Annotated in this window: 13 protein-coding genes, 2 tRNA genes and 1 pseudogene; 15 read left to right on the forward strand and 1 reads right to left on the reverse strand. The window is 60.4% G+C overall.

Annotated elements, in window-relative coordinates; translation table 11 throughout:
* Window positions 1-93 precede the first annotated feature (93 nt).
* The 4 genes from carA (at window position 94) to KI243_RS04380 (ending at window position 5,468) form a co-directional block, all read left to right on the forward strand.
* Entirely contained in the window at window positions 94-1,230 is a 1,137-nt protein-coding gene (carA, locus tag KI243_RS04365) for a glutamine-hydrolyzing carbamoyl-phosphate synthase small subunit (RefSeq protein ID WP_177085920.1), read from the forward strand.
* 104 nt (window positions 1,231-1,334) lie between these two features.
* Window positions 1,335-4,556: a carbamoyl-phosphate synthase large subunit gene (gene carB, locus KI243_RS04370; RefSeq protein WP_212810537.1), complete on the forward strand. Its 3,222-nt coding sequence runs from the start codon at window positions 1,335-1,337 to the stop codon at window positions 4,554-4,556.
* A 2-nt stretch (window positions 4,557-4,558) separates the two neighbouring features.
* Window positions 4,559-5,035: a transcription elongation factor GreA gene (gene greA, locus KI243_RS04375; protein ID WP_042935590.1), complete on the forward strand. Its 477-nt coding sequence runs from the start codon at window positions 4,559-4,561 to the stop codon at window positions 5,033-5,035.
* A gap of 28 nt (window positions 5,036-5,063) precedes the next feature.
* Complete coding sequence (locus KI243_RS04380; RefSeq protein WP_177085918.1) at window positions 5,064-5,468, forward strand: MFS transporter; 405 nt, start codon at window positions 5,064-5,066, stop codon at window positions 5,466-5,468.
* A gap of 12 nt (window positions 5,469-5,480) precedes the next feature.
* Here the strand turns inward: KI243_RS04380 and KI243_RS04385 are convergent, their stop codons facing one another.
* A complete protein-coding gene (locus tag KI243_RS04385; protein WP_017126811.1) occupies window positions 5,481-5,789 on the reverse strand; it encodes a YhbY family RNA-binding protein in 309 nt (102 codons plus the stop codon).
* Between the two features lie 106 nt (window positions 5,790-5,895).
* On the opposite strand from KI243_RS04385, the gene rlmE reads away from it, so the two are divergent.
* The 11 genes and pseudogenes from rlmE (at window position 5,896) to infB (ending at window position 17,032) form a co-directional block, all read left to right on the forward strand.
* A complete protein-coding gene (rlmE, locus tag KI243_RS04390; protein ID WP_017126812.1) occupies window positions 5,896-6,525 on the forward strand; it encodes a 23S rRNA (uridine(2552)-2'-O)-methyltransferase RlmE in 630 nt (209 codons plus the stop codon).
* 201 nt (window positions 6,526-6,726) lie between these two features.
* Window positions 6,727-8,637, forward strand: coding sequence for an ATP-dependent zinc metalloprotease FtsH (gene ftsH, locus KI243_RS04395; protein ID WP_017126813.1), 1,911 nt, complete (start codon window positions 6,727-6,729; stop codon window positions 8,635-8,637).
* Between the two features lie 8 nt (window positions 8,638-8,645).
* A complete protein-coding gene (folP, locus tag KI243_RS04400) occupies window positions 8,646-9,497 on the forward strand; it encodes a dihydropteroate synthase (RefSeq protein WP_212810538.1) in 852 nt (283 codons plus the stop codon).
* Window positions 9,498-9,513: 16 nt separating this feature from the next.
* Window positions 9,514-10,851: a phosphoglucosamine mutase gene (gene glmM / locus KI243_RS04405; protein ID WP_212810539.1), complete on the forward strand. Its 1,338-nt coding sequence runs from the start codon at window positions 9,514-9,516 to the stop codon at window positions 10,849-10,851.
* Between the two features lie 66 nt (window positions 10,852-10,917).
* Window positions 10,918-11,672, forward strand: a pseudogene (gene tpiA, locus KI243_RS04410) (triose-phosphate isomerase).
* A 4-nt stretch (window positions 11,673-11,676) separates the two neighbouring features.
* Window positions 11,677-12,060: a preprotein translocase subunit SecG gene (gene secG / locus KI243_RS04415; protein ID WP_083875367.1), complete on the forward strand. Its 384-nt coding sequence runs from the start codon at window positions 11,677-11,679 to the stop codon at window positions 12,058-12,060.
* A 29-nt stretch (window positions 12,061-12,089) separates the two neighbouring features.
* Window positions 12,090-12,175, forward strand: a tRNA-Leu gene (locus KI243_RS04420).
* A 96-nt stretch (window positions 12,176-12,271) separates the two neighbouring features.
* Window positions 12,272-12,348: transfer RNA gene (locus tag KI243_RS04425), tRNA-Met, on the forward strand.
* Window positions 12,349-12,491: 143 nt separating this feature from the next.
* Window positions 12,492-12,950 carry a ribosome maturation factor RimP gene (gene rimP / locus KI243_RS04430; protein ID WP_042935593.1) on the forward strand — a complete coding sequence of 153 codons (459 nt, stop codon included), beginning with the start codon at window positions 12,492-12,494 and terminating at the stop codon, window positions 12,948-12,950.
* Window positions 12,951-12,997: 47 nt separating this feature from the next.
* Window positions 12,998-14,479, forward strand: coding sequence for a transcription termination factor NusA (gene nusA, locus KI243_RS04435; RefSeq protein ID WP_017126818.1), 1,482 nt, complete (start codon window positions 12,998-13,000; stop codon window positions 14,477-14,479).
* A gap of 27 nt (window positions 14,480-14,506) precedes the next feature.
* Window positions 14,507-17,032 (forward strand): translation initiation factor IF-2, encoded by a 2,526-nt coding sequence (infB, locus tag KI243_RS04440; protein WP_178990754.1) that lies wholly within the window; start codon window positions 14,507-14,509, stop codon window positions 17,030-17,032.
* The last annotated feature ends 130 nt before the right edge of the window (window positions 17,033-17,162 follow it).

Here is a 17,162-nt window from a genome sequence, read left to right on the forward strand (position 1 = left end):
TCAGTGAAAGAAGCGGGGTGACGTGTCCATACGTCACTCCGCTTTTTTACAACCTGCGATCGCCCCTTCAGGCTTTATTTACGGGAGGTCTTCTTGACTAAGCCAGCCATACTCGCCCTTGCTGATGGCAGCATTTTTCGCGGCGAAGCCATTGGAGCCGACGGTCAGACCGTTGGTGAGGTGGTGTTCAACACCGCCATGACCGGCTATCAGGAAATCCTTACCGATCCTTCCTACGCCCAACAGATCGTCACCCTGACCTATCCGCACATCGGCAATACCGGCACCACGCCGGAAGATATCGAGTCTGATCGTGTCTGGTCGGCCGGTCTGGTGATTCGTGACCTGCCACTGGTCGCGAGCAACTGGCGTAACACGATGTCCCTGTCCGATTACCTGAAAGCCAACAATGTGGTGGCGATCGCCGGTATCGATACGCGTCGCCTGACCCGCATCCTGCGTGAAAAGGGTTCGCAGAACGGCTGCATCATGGTCGGTGACACTATCTCCGAAGAAGCGGCGATTGCCGCGGCGCAGGGGTTCCCTGGCCTCAAGGGCATGGATCTGGCGAAAGTCGTCAGCACCAAGGAAAAGTACGAATGGCGCTCCACGGTCTGGGACTTGAAGACCGACAGCCACGCGACCCTCGAAGCCGCCGACCTGCCTTACCATGTCGTGGCCTACGACTACGGCGTCAAGTACAACATCCTGCGCATGCTGGTAGAGCGCGGCTGCCGCGTGACCGTGGTGCCGGCGCAAACCCCGGCCAGCGACGTACTGGCCCTGCAGCCGGACGGTGTGTTCCTGTCCAACGGCCCGGGTGACCCGGAGCCTTGCGACTACGCGATCCAGGCGATCAAGGATGTGCTGGAAACCGAGATCCCGGTCTTCGGTATCTGCCTGGGTCACCAGTTGCTGGCCCTGGCCTCGGGCGCCAAGACCCTGAAAATGGGTCACGGCCATCACGGTGCCAACCACCCTGTGCAGGACCTGGACACCGGCGTGGTGATGATCACCAGCCAGAACCACGGTTTTGCCGTGGATGAAGCGACCCTGCCGGGCAACGTCCGGGCGATCCACAAGTCGCTGTTCGACGGTTCCCTGCAAGGCATCGAGCGCACCGACAAGAGCGCGTTCAGCTTCCAGGGCCACCCTGAAGCAAGCCCGGGCCCGAACGACGTAGCGCCGCTGTTCGACCGTTTCATCAATGAGATGGCCAAGCGACGCTGAGTGAGCGGCCTGAGGGCGGCCCCGAAACCGGTGGCCCCCTCAGGCTCTGCAAAGATTGTTCAAGACGGCTTGCCGACTGACCTGCGGATTTGAGTGACAAACCCATGCCAAAACGTACAGACATAAAAAGCATCCTGATTCTCGGCGCCGGCCCGATCGTGATCGGCCAGGCCTGCGAATTCGACTACTCCGGCGCCCAGGCCTGCAAAGCCCTGCGCGAAGAGGGTTACCGTGTCATCCTGGTGAACTCCAACCCGGCGACCATCATGACCGACCCGGCCATGGCGGATGCGACCTACATCGAGCCGATCAAGTGGCAGACCGTTGCCAAGATCATCGAGAAAGAGCGCCCGGACGCCCTGCTGCCGACCATGGGTGGCCAGACCGCCCTGAACTGCGCCCTGGACCTGGAGCGCGAAGGCGTCCTGGAAAAGTTCGGCGTGGAAATGATCGGCGCCAATGCCGACACCATCGACAAGGCCGAAGACCGTTCGCGCTTCGACAAGGCCATGAAATCCATCGGCCTGGCCTGCCCGCGCTCCGGTATCGCCCACAGCATGGAAGAGGCCAATGCGGTCCTCGAGAAGCTCGGCTTCCCGTGCATCATCCGTCCGTCCTTCACCATGGGCGGCACCGGCGGTGGTATCGCCTACAACCGTGAAGAGTTCGAAGAAATCTGCGCCCGTGGCCTGGACCTGTCGCCGACCAAGGAACTGCTGATCGACGAATCGCTGATCGGCTGGAAAGAGTACGAGATGGAGGTTGTCCGCGATAAGAAGGACAACTGCATCATCGTCTGCTCCATCGAAAACTTCGACCCGATGGGCGTGCACACCGGTGACTCGATCACCGTCGCACCGGCCCAGACCCTGACCGACAAGGAATACCAGATCCTGCGTAACGCCTCCCTGGCGGTGCTGCGCGAGATCGGCGTGGAAACCGGCGGCTCCAACGTCCAGTTCGGCATCTGCCCGAACACCGGCCGCATGGTGGTCATCGAGATGAACCCGCGGGTATCCCGTTCCTCGGCGCTGGCCTCGAAAGCCACCGGCTTCCCGATCGCCAAGGTCGCGGCCAAGCTGGCCGTGGGCTACACCCTCGACGAGCTGTCGAACGACATCACCGGCGGCAAGACCCCGGCGTCCTTCGAGCCGTCCATCGACTACGTCGTGACCAAGCTGCCACGCTTCGCCTTCGAGAAATTCGCCAAGGCTGACGCGCGCCTGACCACCCAGATGAAGTCGGTGGGTGAAGTCATGGCCATCGGCCGGACCTTCCAGGAGTCCCTGCAGAAAGCCCTGCGTGGCCTGGAAGTGGGCGTTTGCGGCCTGGACGAGAAGGTTGACCTGAGCAATCCGGAAAGCATGAGCGTGCTCAAGCGCGAGCTGACCGTGCCGGGCGCCGAGCGTATCTGGTACGTGGCGGACGCCATGCGCGCCGGCATGAGTGTTGAAGATATCTTCGGCATGACCATGATCGATCCGTGGTTCCTGGTGCAGATGGAAGATCTGATCAAGGACGAAGAGAAGGTCAAGACCCTGGGTCTGACCAGCATCGACCGCGACCTGATGTTCCGTCTCAAGCGCAAGGGCTTCTCCGATCAGCGCCTGGCCAAGCTGCTGGGTGTGACCGAGAAGAGCCTGCGTGCCCATCGTCACAAGCTGGAAGTGTTCCCGGTCTACAAGCGTGTCGACACCTGCGCCGCCGAGTTCGCCACCGATACCGCGTACCTGTACTCGACGTACGAAGAAGAGTGCGAAGCCGCACCATCGGGCCGCGACAAGATCATGATCCTCGGTGGCGGTCCCAACCGTATCGGCCAGGGTATCGAGTTCGACTACTGCTGCGTACACGCGGCACTGGCACTGCGTGACGACGGTTACGAGACCATCATGGTCAACTGCAACCCGGAAACCGTCTCCACCGACTACGACACGTCCGATCGCCTGTACTTCGAACCGGTTACGCTGGAAGACGTACTGGAAATCGTCCGCGTCGAGAAGCCGAAGGGCGTGATCGTCCAGTACGGCGGCCAGACCCCGCTGAAACTGGCCCGTGCCCTGGAAGCCGCCGGCGTGCCGATCATCGGCACCAGCCCTGACGCCATCGACCGTGCCGAAGACCGCGAGCGCTTCCAGCAGATGGTCCAGCGCCTGAACCTGCGTCAGCCGCCAAACGCCACCGTGCGCAGCGAAGACGAAGCGATTCGTGCCGCCGCGAAGATCGGTTACCCGCTGGTGGTGCGTCCGTCCTACGTGTTGGGCGGTCGGGCGATGGAAATCGTCTACGAGGAAGAAGAACTCAAGCGTTACCTGCGTGAAGCGGTCCAGGTGTCCAACGACAGCCCGGTATTGCTCGACCACTTCCTCAACTGCGCCATCGAGATGGACGTGGATGCGGTCTGCGACGGTACCGACGTGGTGATCGGCGCGATCATGCAGCACATCGAGCAGGCCGGTGTTCACTCCGGTGACTCTGCGTGCTCGCTGCCGCCATACTCGCTGCCGGCGCACATCCAGGACGAGATGCGCGAGCAGGTCAAGAAAATGGCCCTGGAACTGGGCGTTGTCGGCCTGATGAACGTGCAGCTGGCCCTGCAGGGCGAAGACATCTACGTCATCGAAGTGAACCCGCGTGCCTCGCGTACCGTGCCTTTCGTGTCGAAATGCATCGGTGTTTCCCTGGCGATGATCGCGGCCCTTGTGATGGCCGGCAAGACCCTGAAGGAACTGGGCTTCACCAAGGAAATCATTCCGAACTTCTACAGCGTGAAAGAGGCGGTGTTCCCGTTCGCCAAATTCCCTGGCGTGGACCCGATCCTCGGCCCTGAGATGAAGTCCACCGGCGAAGTGATGGGCGTCGGCGATACCTTCGGCGAAGCCTTCGCCAAGGCCCAGATGGGTGCCAGCGAAGTGCTGCCGACCGGCGGTACCGCGTTCATCAGCGTACGCGACGACGACAAGCCGCTGGTTGCAGGCGTGGCCCGTGATCTGATCAACTTGGGCTTCGAAGTGGTTGCCACCGCCGGTACCGCCAAGCTGATCGAAGCCGCGGGCCTGAAAGTGCGCCGGGTCAACAAGGTGACCGAAGGTCGTCCGCACGTCGTCGACATGATCAAGAATGACGAAGTCACCCTGATCATCAACACGACCGAAGGGCGCCAGTCGATTGCCGACTCGTACTCCATTCGTCGTAACGCGCTGCAGCACAAGATCTACTGCACAACCACCATTGCTGCTGGCGAAGCCATCTGCGAAGCGCTCAAGTTCGGTCCGGAGAAGACCGTGCGTCGCTTGCAGGATCTACACGCAGGATTGAAGGCATGAGCATAACCAAGTACCCAATGACCGTGCAGGGCGCCAAGGCCCTGGAAGAGGAGCACGCCCACCTGACCAAGGTCGTCCGTCCGAAGCTGAGCCAGGACATCGGCACGGCCCGCGAGCTGGGCGACCTGAAGGAAAACGCCGAATACCATGCTGCCCGCGAGCAGCAGGGTATGGTCGAGGCGCGGATCCGTGATATCGAAGGCCGCATGCAGAATGCGGTGATCATCGATGTCACGACCATCCCGCATACCGGCAAGGTGATTTTCGGCACCACGGTCGAGATCGCCAACGTCGAAACCGACGAAAGCGTGACCTACCACATCGTCGGTGAGGATGAGGCTGATATCAAGCTGGGCAAGATTTCGGTGGGTTCGCCCATCGCTCGCGCCCTGATCGCCAAGGAAGAAGGCGATGTCGTGACCGTCAAGACGCCCGGTGGCGTGATCGAGTACGAGATTGTCGAAGTCCGCCATATCTGAACGGCGGCGCCCGCTGCGTGCGGGCGCCATGCTCTGGCAGCTGGCCCAGATGCTCTGGGTCGGCGGCCTGTGGTTGTTGCATGTGGGGCTGTTGCCGGTTTTGGCGCAGATCGGCCTGGCACCGCTGCTGATCGACGAGATCGGCGGCCTGCTGGGCTCTTTATTGGTGGGATTTGCAGCGGTCTGCGTGATCGTGCAGGTCCTGGTGCTGGTCCAGGCCAAGGGGCGGGCAAGCCTGTGGCGCGATATTCGCGGGCAGTTGCTGCTGATGGCGTTGTATGCGTGCGGGATGTATCTTGCGGTGCGCCACTGGCAGCCGGAGGCGTTGCGCTGGCAGCTGTTCAGTTATCTGGTGCTTGGCCTGTCCGGCCTGGTGCTGGTGCTGCAGCCGGTTCCCGGCGAGAGTGGCAGGGCACGCGAAGCGTACCCTTGACCCTTGTCTACATCACTTGAAACGGTGAACGTTCGACAGTTGCTTGTTGACACTGAAATTCTTGCGATAAACCAGTGCCATCTTGCCGATGACCTGTACCAGGTCCGCCTTGCCGACCTTGCACAGCTCGGCGATGTTCGCCAGGCGCGCTTCGCGATCGAGGATATTGAGCTTGATCTTGATCAGCTCGTGATCGCTCAATGCGCGTTCGAGTTCGGCTAACACACCTTCAGTCAAACCGTTGTCAGCCACAGTCAATACTGGTTTCAGATGGTGGCCAATGGATTTGTACTGTTTCTTCTGCTCTTGAGTGAGCGGCATAATCTGACCCCTGCGTCTGATCTTGTAAAAAGCGGCGGCCAGTTTACCCGAGCGAGTCCGGGACCGCCCAGTTAATCGCGATTCGACAATTTTTTCGAGGTGCCCCGTGGCCCGTTCCAAGACTAGCCTTAACTGGCTGAAAGAACATTTCAACGACCCGTTCGTCAAGATGGCACAGAAAGACGGGTACCGCTCCCGTGCCAGCTACAAGCTGCTGGAAATCCAGGAGAAGGACCGGATCATCCGTCCGGGCATGAGCGTGATCGACCTCGGCGCCGCGCCGGGTGGCTGGTCCCAGGTGACCAGTCGTCTGATTGGCGGGCAGGGTCGACTGATCGCTTCCGATATCCTCGATATGGACAGCATCCCCGATGTGACCTTCATCAAGGGCGACTTTACCGAGGACTCGGTGCTGGCGCAGATCCTCGAAGCTGTCGGAAATTCCGAGGTTGACCTTGTGATTTCCGATATGGCCCCCAATATGAGTGGTACGCCCGAAGTGGATATGCCGCGCTCGATGTTCCTCTGCGAGCTGGCACTCGATCTGGCCGGGCGCGTATTGCGTCCCGGTGGTGATTTTCTGATCAAGGTTTTCCAGGGCGAAGGCTTCGACGAGTACCACAAGAACTTCCGCAAGCAGTTCGACAAGGTGCAGACGCGCAAGCCGGCATCATCCCGCGATCGGTCCCGCGAGCAGTACCTGCTGGGTCGTGGTTTCCGCGGGCGCACCGAGTAAAACGGGGTTTTTGACCGGGGCGATAGGAATTTCGCATTTCGCCTCGTGAACATAAGCGAATATTGTGTAGTCAATGTTTCACAAAGGGTTACAGACGGCGCCTGCGAAGCTGTAGGTAATGTAGTAAGTTATGCCGGTGAATATCATGCGAAGCGCGCGCCACAAGCGGAGCTAGCTTCAGAGGGTAGTTAATTGAACGATATGGCAAAGAATCTGATCCTGTGGTTGATCATCGCGGCTGTCCTGGTGACGGTGATGAACAACTTCTCCAGCCCTAACGAGCCACAGACCCTCAACTATTCCGACTTCATCCAGCAGGTCAAGGATGGCAAGGTCGAACGCGTTGCCGTGGACGGTTACGTGATCACCGGCAAGCGCAACGATGGCGACAGCTTCAAGACCATCCGCCCGGCGATCCAGGACAACGGCCTGATCGGCGACCTGGTGGACAACCATGTCGTGGTCGAAGGCAAGCAGCCTGAGCAGCAGAGCATCTGGACCCAGTTGCTGGTAGCCAGTTTCCCGATCCTGGTGATCATCGCGGTGTTCATGTTCTTCATGCGCCAGATGCAGGGCGGTGCGGGCGGCAAGGGTGGCCCGATGAGTTTCGGCAAGAGCAAGGCGCGCCTGCTCTCCGAAGACCAGGTGAAGACCACCCTGGCTGACGTTGCCGGTTGCGACGAAGCCAAGGAAGAAGTGGGCGAGCTGGTCGAGTTCCTGCGTGATCCGGGCAAGTTCCAGCGCCTGGGCGGTCGTATCCCGCGCGGTGTGCTGATGGTCGGTCCTCCGGGTACCGGCAAGACCTTGCTGGCCAAGGCCATCGCCGGTGAGGCGAAAGTGCCGTTCTTCACCATTTCCGGTTCCGATTTCGTCGAGATGTTCGTCGGTGTCGGTGCCAGCCGCGTTCGCGATATGTTCGAGCAGGCCAAGAAGCACGCGCCTTGCATCATCTTCATCGACGAAATCGACGCAGTCGGTCGTCACCGTGGTGCCGGCATGGGCGGCGGTCATGACGAGCGTGAGCAGACCCTCAACCAGTTGCTGGTGGAGATGGACGGTTTCGAAATGAATGATGGCATCATCGTCATTGCCGCGACCAACCGTCCCGACGTGCTTGACCCGGCGCTGCTGCGTCCAGGCCGTTTCGACCGTCAGGTGGTGGTCGGCCTGCCGGATATCCGTGGTCGCGAGCAGATTCTCAAGGTGCACATGCGCAAGGTGCCAATGGGTGACGACGTCGCTCCGGCGGTGATTGCCCGTGGTACCCCGGGTTTCTCCGGTGCCGACCTGGCCAACCTGGTCAACGAGGCTTCGCTGTTCGCTGCCCGTACCGGCAAGCGCATCGTCGAAATGAAGGAATTCGAGCTAGCCAAGGACAAGATCATGATGGGCGCCGAGCGCAAATCCATGGTCATGTCCGAGAAGGAAAAACAGAACACCGCCTACCACGAAGCCGGTCATGCGATCGTCGGACGGGTAGTGCCCGAGCATGATCCGGTCTACAAGGTCTCGATCATCCCGCGCGGTCGTGCGCTGGGTGTGACCATGTTCCTGCCGGAAGAGGATCGCTACAGCCTGTCCAAGCGTGCCCTGATCAGCCAGATCTGCTCGCTGTACGGCGGCCGTATCGCCGAAGAGATGACCCTGGGCTTCGACGGTGTCACCACCGGTGCTTCCAACGACATCATGCGTGCCAGCCAGATTGCGCGGAACATGGTCACCAAGTGGGGCCTGTCCGAGAAGCTCGGTCCGTTGATGTATGCCGAGGAAGACCAGGAAGTGTTCCTGGGTCGTGGCGGCGGTGGCCAGAATGCCAGTTTCTCGGGCGAAACGGCCAAGCTGATCGACTCCGAAGTGCGCAGCATCATTGACCAGTGCTACGGCACGGCCAAGCAGATCCTCACCGATAACCGCGACAAGCTCGACGCCATGGCCGATGCGCTGATGAAGTACGAGACCATCGATGCCGAGCAGATCGACGACATCATGGCCGGTCGCCCGCCACGCGAGCCGCGTGACTGGGAAGGTGGTTCGGGTACTTCGGGCACTCCGCCCGTGGTGCAGAACGAGCGTCCCGAGACGCCGATCGGTGGCCCTGCGGCTGATCACTAAGGTTTGAAATGATTTCTGCTCAGTCCTCGACCCGGTTGCCTTGCGGCAACCGGGTTCTTGATTTGGCCCGGACGCATGTCATGGGCATTCTCAACGTCACTCCCGATTCCTTTTCCGATGGCGGGCGCTTCAGCCAGCTGGATGCGGCATTGCGACATGCCGAGGGCATGGTGCAGGCCGGCGCGACGCTGATCGATGTCGGCGGCGAATCGACCCGGCCCGGGGCGCGTGCGGTATCGCCCCTGGAAGAGCTGGAGCGGGTGGCGCCGATTGTCGAGCGCATCCATCGTGAGCTGGATGTGGTCATTTCGGTCGATACCTCGACGCCCTCGGTGATGCGCGAAACGGCGCGTCTCGGTGCGGGGCTGATCAACGATGTGCGTGCCCTGCGGCGCGATGGCGCGCTGGATGCGGCGGCGGCAACCGGGTTGCCGGTGTGCCTGATGCATATGCTCGGCGAGCCGGGCGACATGCAGGACAACCCGCACTACGACAACGTCACCGAAGAGGTGCGGGCCTTCCTGGTCGAGCGCATGCGTCAGTGCGAGGCGGCGGGGATTCCGGCCGAGCGGGTCATCCTTGACCCGGGATTCGGCTTTGCCAAGAATCTGCAGCACAACCTGAGCCTGTTCAAGCATATGGAGGCCCTGCACGTACTGGGGCGGCCACTGTTGGTTGGCGTCTCGCGAAAGAGCATGATAGGCCAGGCCCTCGGGCGTCCGGTAGGCGAGCGCCTGTACGGCGGCCTGGCGCTGGCGGCGCTGGCGATGAGCAAGGGAGCACGGATTCTGCGAGTGCACGATGTGGCCGAGACGGTCGACGTCGTCAGCATGATCGCTGCCGTTGAAGCTGCTGAATAAGAATGATGGAGCACTTATGAAAAAGAAATATTTCGGCACCGACGGTATTCGCGGTCGCGTCGGGCAATACCCGATCACCCCTGATTTCATGCTCAAGCTGGGCTGGGCTGCCGGCATGGCGTTCCGCAAGCTGGGCACCTGCCGCGTACTGGTCGGCAAGGACACGCGTATCTCCGGCTACATGTTCGAGTCCGCCCTGGAAGCCGGCCTGTCGGCCGCGGGCGCCGATGTGATGCTGCTGGGGCCGATGCCGACGCCGGCCATCGCCTACCTGACACGGACTTTCCACGCCGAGGCGGGGATTGTCATCAGTGCTTCGCACAACCCCCATGACGACAACGGCATCAAGTTCTTCTCCGGTGAAGGCACCAAGTTGCCGGATGAGGTCGAGCTGATGATCGAGGAATTGCTCGATGCGCCGATGACCGTGGTCGATTCGGAAAAGCTCGGCAAGGTTTCGCGGATCAATGACGCGGCCGGTCGTTATATCGAATTCTGCAAGAGCAGTGTGCCGACCGGGACCAACCTGGCGGGCCTGAAGATCGTGCTCGACTGTGCCCACGGCGCCACCTACAAGGTCGCTCCGAGCGTGTTTCGCGAGCTGGGGGCCGAGGTCGTCGCCTTGTCCGCGCAGCCCAACGGGCTGAACATCAATGACAATTGCGGTTCGACCCATATCAAGCCGCTGCAGGCTGCGGTGCTGGCCGAGAAGGCGGACCTGGGCATTGCCTTCGATGGCGATGGCGACCGGGTGCTGATGGTCGATCACACCGGTGCCGTGGTCGATGGTGACGAACTGGTGTTCATCATTGCCCGGGATCTCGCCGAGCGTAATAAATTGAATGGTGGCGTGGTCGGCACCCTGATGAGCAACCTGGGGCTCGAGCTGGCGCTCAAGGAGCTGGATATCCCGTTCGTGCGCGCCAATGTCGGTGACCGTTACGTGATCGCCGAGCTGCTCGAGCGCAACTGGCTGATAGGCGGTGAAAACTCCGGACACATCCTCTGCCTGAACAACACGACCACTGGTGATGCGATCATCGCGGCCCTGCAGGCCTTGCTGGCGGTGCGGCGTCGTGGCGAAAGCCTGGCCCAGGCGCGCGAGGCGCTGCGCAAATGCCCGCAGGTGCTGCTCAACGTCCGTTTCGGCGGTGGCGTCGATCCGGTCAGGCATCCCGAGGTGGTGGCAGCTTGCGAGCGCGTGACCGAGGCCATGCAGGGCCGTGGGCGCGTGCTGTTGCGCAAGTCGGGCACCGAGCCGCTGGTGCGCGTGATGGTCGAAGGCGAAGACGAAGTTTCGGTTCGTGGCCATGCCGAAGCTCTGGCAAAACTGGTTGCTGAAGTTTGCGCCTGAATTCGGCTTGCCAGTGATGATCTGGTTGGGTAACATCTGCGCCCACTTTGACCTGCGAGGTACAGCATGCGTCGTCCATTGGTAGCTGGTAACTGGAAGATGCACGGTACCCGCGCCAGCGTCGCTGAGCTGATCAAGGGCCTGCGCAACCTGGCCTTGCCGAGCGGTGTTGATATCGCGGTATTCCCGCCTTGCCTGCATATCAATCAAGTGATTGATGGCTTGAAAGGCAAGTCGATCTCGGTCGGTGCGCAGAACTCTGCGATGGAATCCATGCAGGGCGCCCTGACCGGAGAGATTGCACCGAGCCAGTTGGTCGATGCGGGTTGCTCCCTGGTACTGGTGGGGCACTCCGAGCGTCGCCTGATCATGGGCGAGACGGATCGCACCCTGAATCGCAAGTTCGCGGCAGCGCAGGCTTGTGGTTTGATCCCGGTGCTCTGTGTAGGGGAAACCCAGGAGCAGCGTGAAGCCGGCAAGACGATGGAAGTGGTTTCGCGTCAGTTGGGCAGTATCATCGAAGAGCTGGGTGTCGGTGCTTTTTCCAAGGCTGTCATCGCTTACGAGCCAGTCTGGGCCATTGGCACCGGGCTGACAGCTTCGCCGCAACAAGCGCAGGATGTGCACGCCGCCATTCGCGCGCAGTTGGCGGCAGAGAATTCTGAGGTCGCACAAGGTGTGCGGCTTCTATACGGCGGCAGCGTGAAGGCGGCCAATGCGGTCGAACTGTTCGGCATGCCGGATATCGATGGGGGCTCATTGGTGGAGCGTCCCTGAATGCAGATGAGTTCGGTGCGATCTGTCGCGCCGCGGGAAACTGAAAAAATGCTGGAAACAGTCGTAGTCGTTCTTCATCTGTTGGGTGCGCTGGGCGTTGTTGCCCTGGTATTGCTGCAACAGGGTAAAGGTGCGGACGCTGGTGCGTCTTTCGGAGCAGGTGCTTCAAATACTGTGTTCGGAAGCCAAGGTTCCTCTACCTTTCTTAGTAAGTTTACTGCTATACTTGCCGCAGCTTTTTTCATAACCAGCTTAGGGTTAGGTTACTTTGCTAAAGAGAAAGCTCACCAGCTGACTCAAGTAGGTTTGCCAAGCCCGGCGGTGTTGGAAGCGCCAAAGCAAAAACCGGCATCTGACGATGTACCGGTGCTCCAGGAGCAAAAGTCGGCTACTCCAGCGACTGACGTACCTCCAGCTCCTGAGCAGAAGTAAAACGGGTTTCATGCTGTAAACGTTGTATTGCCGAGGTGGTGGAATTGGTAGACACGCAACCTTGAGGTGGTTGTGCCCATAGGGTGTAGGGGTTCGAGTCCCCTTCTCGGTACCAATTATCAGGAGAGCCCGCTGTTGCGGGCTTTCTTGTAGGTGGAAGGTTACATTGACCCTGTAAGGGATCGGTCGTATACTTCCGCCCCAGCTTTGTCGCGGGGTGGAGCAGTCTGGTAGCTCGTCGGGCTCATAACCCGAAGGTCGTCGGTTCAAATCCGGCCCCCGCAACCAGTTTTAGCGGAGCCCCTTTTCAGGGGCTTTTTGTTAGCTGGACACTTTATGACGCCGCTGTTCGACGGCGTTTCAGGGATGGGCGATTCGCCCATTTTTTGTTTATTTCAATAGCATGCACATACATGCACGAGGGGGTTCAGGTGTCGAGCAAGCTAGAACAGTTGCAGGCCTTGTTGGCCCCGGTGGTCGTGGCCCTTGGCTATGAATGCTGGGGTATCGAGTTTTCAGCTCAAGGCCGCCATTCCGTGTTGCGCGTTTATATCGATAAAGAAGGCGGTGTGCTGGTGGATGACTGCGCCATTGTCAGCCGCCAGATCAGTGGCGTGCTGGATGTCGAAGATCCGATCACCACTGAATACACCCTTGAAGTTTCCTCTCCTGGCATGGAACGCCCGCTGTTCACCCTTGAACAGTTTGCCTCGCATGCCGGCGAACAAGTGAAAATAAGGTTGCGCTCGCCTTTTGAAGGTCGACGTAATTTTCAGGGCCTTCTGCGCGGAGTGGAAGAGCAGGACATCGTGGTGCAGGTAGAAGAGCACGAGTTCCTGTTGCCGATCGATTTGATCGACAAGGCCAACATTATTCCCAGTTTTGACTGAGACGCGGATCCCGCGGATCCAATGGCTTGCGAAAGGCGAGGCGTACGATGAGCAAAGAAGTATTGCTGGTTGTTGAGTCGGTATCCAATGAAAAGGGTGTACCGGCAAGCGTGATTTTTGAAGCACTGGAAGTGGCCCTGGCCACGGCTACCAAAAAACGCTTTGAAGACGAAGTTGACCTGCGTGTGGAAATCAATCGCCACACCGGTGCCTATGAGACTTTCCGTCGCTGGACTGTCGTCGAGGAAGCCGATCTTGACGATCCGGCTGTGGAAACCTGGCCGAGCAAGGTCGCGTTGACCCATCCTGGCGCACAAGTCGGCGATGTTGTTGAAGAAAAGATCGAGTCCATCGAGTTTGGTCGCATCGCTGCTCAGACCGCCAAGCAAGTCATCGTGCAGAAAGTCCGCGAGGCCGAGCGTGCTCAGGTCGTCGACGCCTATCGCGAGCGCCTGGGTGAAATCATCTCCGGCACCGTGAAGAAGGTCACCCGCGACAACGTCATCGTTGACCTGGGTAACAACGCCGAAGCACTGCTGGCTCGTGAAGACATCATTTCCCGCGAGACTTTCCGCGTCGGTGTACGGGTTCGTGCACTGCTCAAGGAAATCCGCACCGAAAACCGCGGCCCGCAGCTGATCCTGTCGCGTACCGCGCCGGAAATGCTGATCGAACTGTTCCGTATCGAAGTGCCGGAGATCGCCGAAGGGCTGATCGAAGTCATGGCCGCCTCCCGTGATCCGGGTTCGCGTGCCAAGATCGCCGTTCGCTCCAAGGACAAGCGCATCGACCCGCAGGGCGCGTGCATCGGCATGCGTGGTTCGCGCGTCCAGGCCGTGTCCGGCGAGTTGGGTGGCGAGCGTGTGGATATCGTCCTGTGGGACGACAACCCGGCGCAGTTCGTGATCAACGCCATGTCGCCGGCCGAAGTCGCGGCAATTATCGTTGACGAGGATGCCCATGCCATGGACATCGCCGTCGGCGCAGACAATCTGGCTCAGGCCATTGGTCGCGGCGGTCAGAACGTGCGTCTGGCCAGCCAGCTGACTGGCTGGACCCTGAACGTGATGACCGAATCGGACATCCAGGCTAAGCAACAGGCAGAAACCGGTGACATCCTGCGCAACTTCATCGACGAGCTGGAAGTCGACGAAGAGCTGGCACAGGTGCTGGTCGATGAAGGTTTCACCAGCCTGGAAGAGATTGCCTACGTACCGTTGGAAGAAATGCTCAACATCGACGGCTTTGACGAAGACATCGTCAACGAGCTTCGCGCTCGTGCCAAGGATCGCTTGTTGACTAAAGCCATCGCTACTGAGGAAAAGCTGGCAGACGCCCATCCGGCCGAAGACCTGCTCTCGCTTGAGGGTATGGACAAGGATTTGGCGATGGAACTGGCGGTGCGCGGCGTAATTACCCGCGAAGACCTGGCCGAGCAGTCTATTGACGATCTGCTCGACATCGACGGCATCGACGACGATCGTGCCGGCAAGTTGATCATGGCCGCCCGAGCCCACTGGTTCGAGTAATTAGGCGCGGCCTGAGGAGAGAAGTGCATGACGCAAGTCACGGTGAAACAACTGGCCGATGAGGTCAAAACACCGGTAGAGCGCCTGTTGCAGCAGATGCGTGAGGCAGGTCTGCCGCACACCGCCGCCGATGAAGGTGTGAGCGATAGTGAGAAGCAGTCTTTGCTGACTCACTTGAAGAGCAGCCACAAGGCGAAAGTGGAAGAACCGCGCAAGATCACTCTGCAGCGCAAAACCACCAGCACCCTGCGTGTCGCGGGTAGCAAGAGCATCAGCGTTGAAGTACGCAAGAAGAAAGTCTTCGTGCAACGCAGCCCTGAAGAAATCGAAGCCGAGCGCAAGCGCGAGCTGGAAGAACGTCGTGCCGTAGAAAATGCGGCCCGCCAGAAGGCTGAAGAAGAAGCCAAGCGTCGCGCCGAAGAAGAAGCGCGTCACCAGCCTGCTGCTGCTCCGGTTGCCGCACCTTCGGTTGAAGCGGTTGCCGCTCCGGCCGTGGCTGCCGAACCTGTGCGTGAGGCCCCGGTTGCCGCTCCTGCACCGGTTGCCGATACCCGCAAGCGTGAAGAACCACGCCGTCCGGACAAGCCTCGCGCCGACGATAGCAATCGTCGTAGCGGCAGTGGCGATGGCGAGCGCAAGAATGCTCCGCATCGCGCTTCGGTCAAGGAAAAGGCTCCGGCGCCACGCGTGGCGCCGCGCACTACCGACGAAGAGAGCGACGGTTTCCGTCGTGGCGGTCGCGGCAAGGCCAAGCTGAAGAAACGCAACGCCCACGGTTTCCAGAGCCCAACCGGCCCTATCGTGCGTGAAGTGAAGATCGGCGAGACCATCACTGTCGGCGATCTCGCCCAGCAGATGTCGGTCAAGGCTGCTGAAATCATCAAGTTCATGTTCAAGCTGGGTACCCCGGCCACCATCAACCAGGTACTGGACCAGGAAACTGCCCAGCTGGTTGCTGAAGAACTGGGCCACAAGGTGACCCTGGTCAGCGACACCGCCCTGGAAGATTCCCTGGCCGAGTCGCTGAAGTTCGAAGGCGAGGCGTTCTCCCGTGCACCGGTCGTGACCGTCATGGGCCACGTCGACCACGGCAAGACTTCCCTGCTCGACTATATCCGTCGTGCCAAGGTAGCGGCTGGCGAAGCCGGCGGCATCACCCAGCACATCGGTGCGTACCACGTTGAAACCGAACGCGGCATGGTCACCTTCCTCGACACCCCGGGTCACGCGGCGTTTACCGCCATGCGTGCCCGTGGTGCCAAGGCGACCGACATCGTGATCCTGGTGGTTGCGGCGGACGACGGCGTGATGCCGCAGACCATCGAAGCCGTCCAGCACGCAGTCGCGGCCGGTGTTCCACTGGTGGTCGCGGTGAACAAGATCGACAAGCCGGGTGCCGACCTCGATCGCATCCGTAGCGAACTGTCGGTTCACGGCGTGACCTCGGAAGAGTGGGGCGGTGATACGCCGTTCGTTCCGGTTTCGGCGAAAGTCGGTACTGGCGTCGACGAACTGCTCGAAGCCGTTCTGCTGCAAGCCGAAGTCCTGGAACTCAAGGCAACGCCTTCGGCTCCTGGTCGTGGCGTCGTGGTTGAATCGCGTCTGGACAAGGGCCGTGGCCCGGTGGCCACCGTGCTGGTTCAAGACGGTACCCTGCGCCAGGGCGACATGGTCCTGGTCGGTTCGAACTATGGCCGTGTACGTGCCATGCTCGACGAGAACGGCAAGCCGATCAAGGAAGCCGGTCCTTCCATTCCGGTCGAGATCCTCGGCCTGGACGGTACCCCGGACGCTGGCGACGAGATGAGCGTGGTGGCCGACGAGAAGAAAGCCCGTGAAGTGGCTCTGTTCCGTCAAGGCAAGTTCCGCGAAGTCAAACTGGCTCGCGCCCATGCCGGCAAGCTGGAAAACATCTTCGAGAACATGGGCCAGGAAGAGAAGAAGACGCTCAACATCGTCCTCAAATCCGACGTCCGTGGTTCGTTGGAAGCACTGCAAGGTGCGCTCAACGGCTTGGGTAACGATGAAGTGCAAGTGCGCGTCGTCGGTGGCGGTGTCGGTGGTATCACCGAGTCCGACGCCAACTTGGCACTGGCCTCCAACGCTGTACTGTTCGGCTTCAACGTGCGTGCCGATGCTGGCGCACGGAAGATCGTCGAGCAGGAAGGCCTGGACATGCGTTACTACAACGTGATCTACGACATCATCGAAGACGTCAAGAAAGCGTTGACCGGTATGCTGGGCAGCGACGTCCGGGAGAACATCCTGGGCGTGGCCGAAGTCCGCGACGTGTTCCGCTCGCCGAAATTCGGCGCGATCGCCGGCTGCATGGTGATCGAAGGTACCGTGCACCGTAACCGTCCGATCCGCGTACTGCGTGAAGACATCGTGATCTTCGAAGGCGAGCTGGAATCCCTGCGCCGCTTCAAGGATGACGCTTCCGAAGTGCGTGCCGGCATGGAGTGCGGTATCGGCGTGAAGAGCTACAACGACGTCAAGGTCGGTGACAAGATCGAAGTCTTCGAGAAGGTTCAGGTTGCTCGCAGCCTCTGACTCGCACACTTCAAGAGCCATGATGGCCCGCCGCAGTTCGCTGCGCGGGTCGTCAGCCGGACTCTAAACGCAACGCCCGGTCCGGCTTCTGCCAGGCCGGGCGTTTGCCGCTTTCAGACCACACGGGTTT

This window comes from Pseudomonas sp. Ost2 (genome assembly GCF_018326065.1).
Classification (GTDB): domain Bacteria; phylum Pseudomonadota; class Gammaproteobacteria; order Pseudomonadales; family Pseudomonadaceae; genus Aquipseudomonas; species Aquipseudomonas gingeri.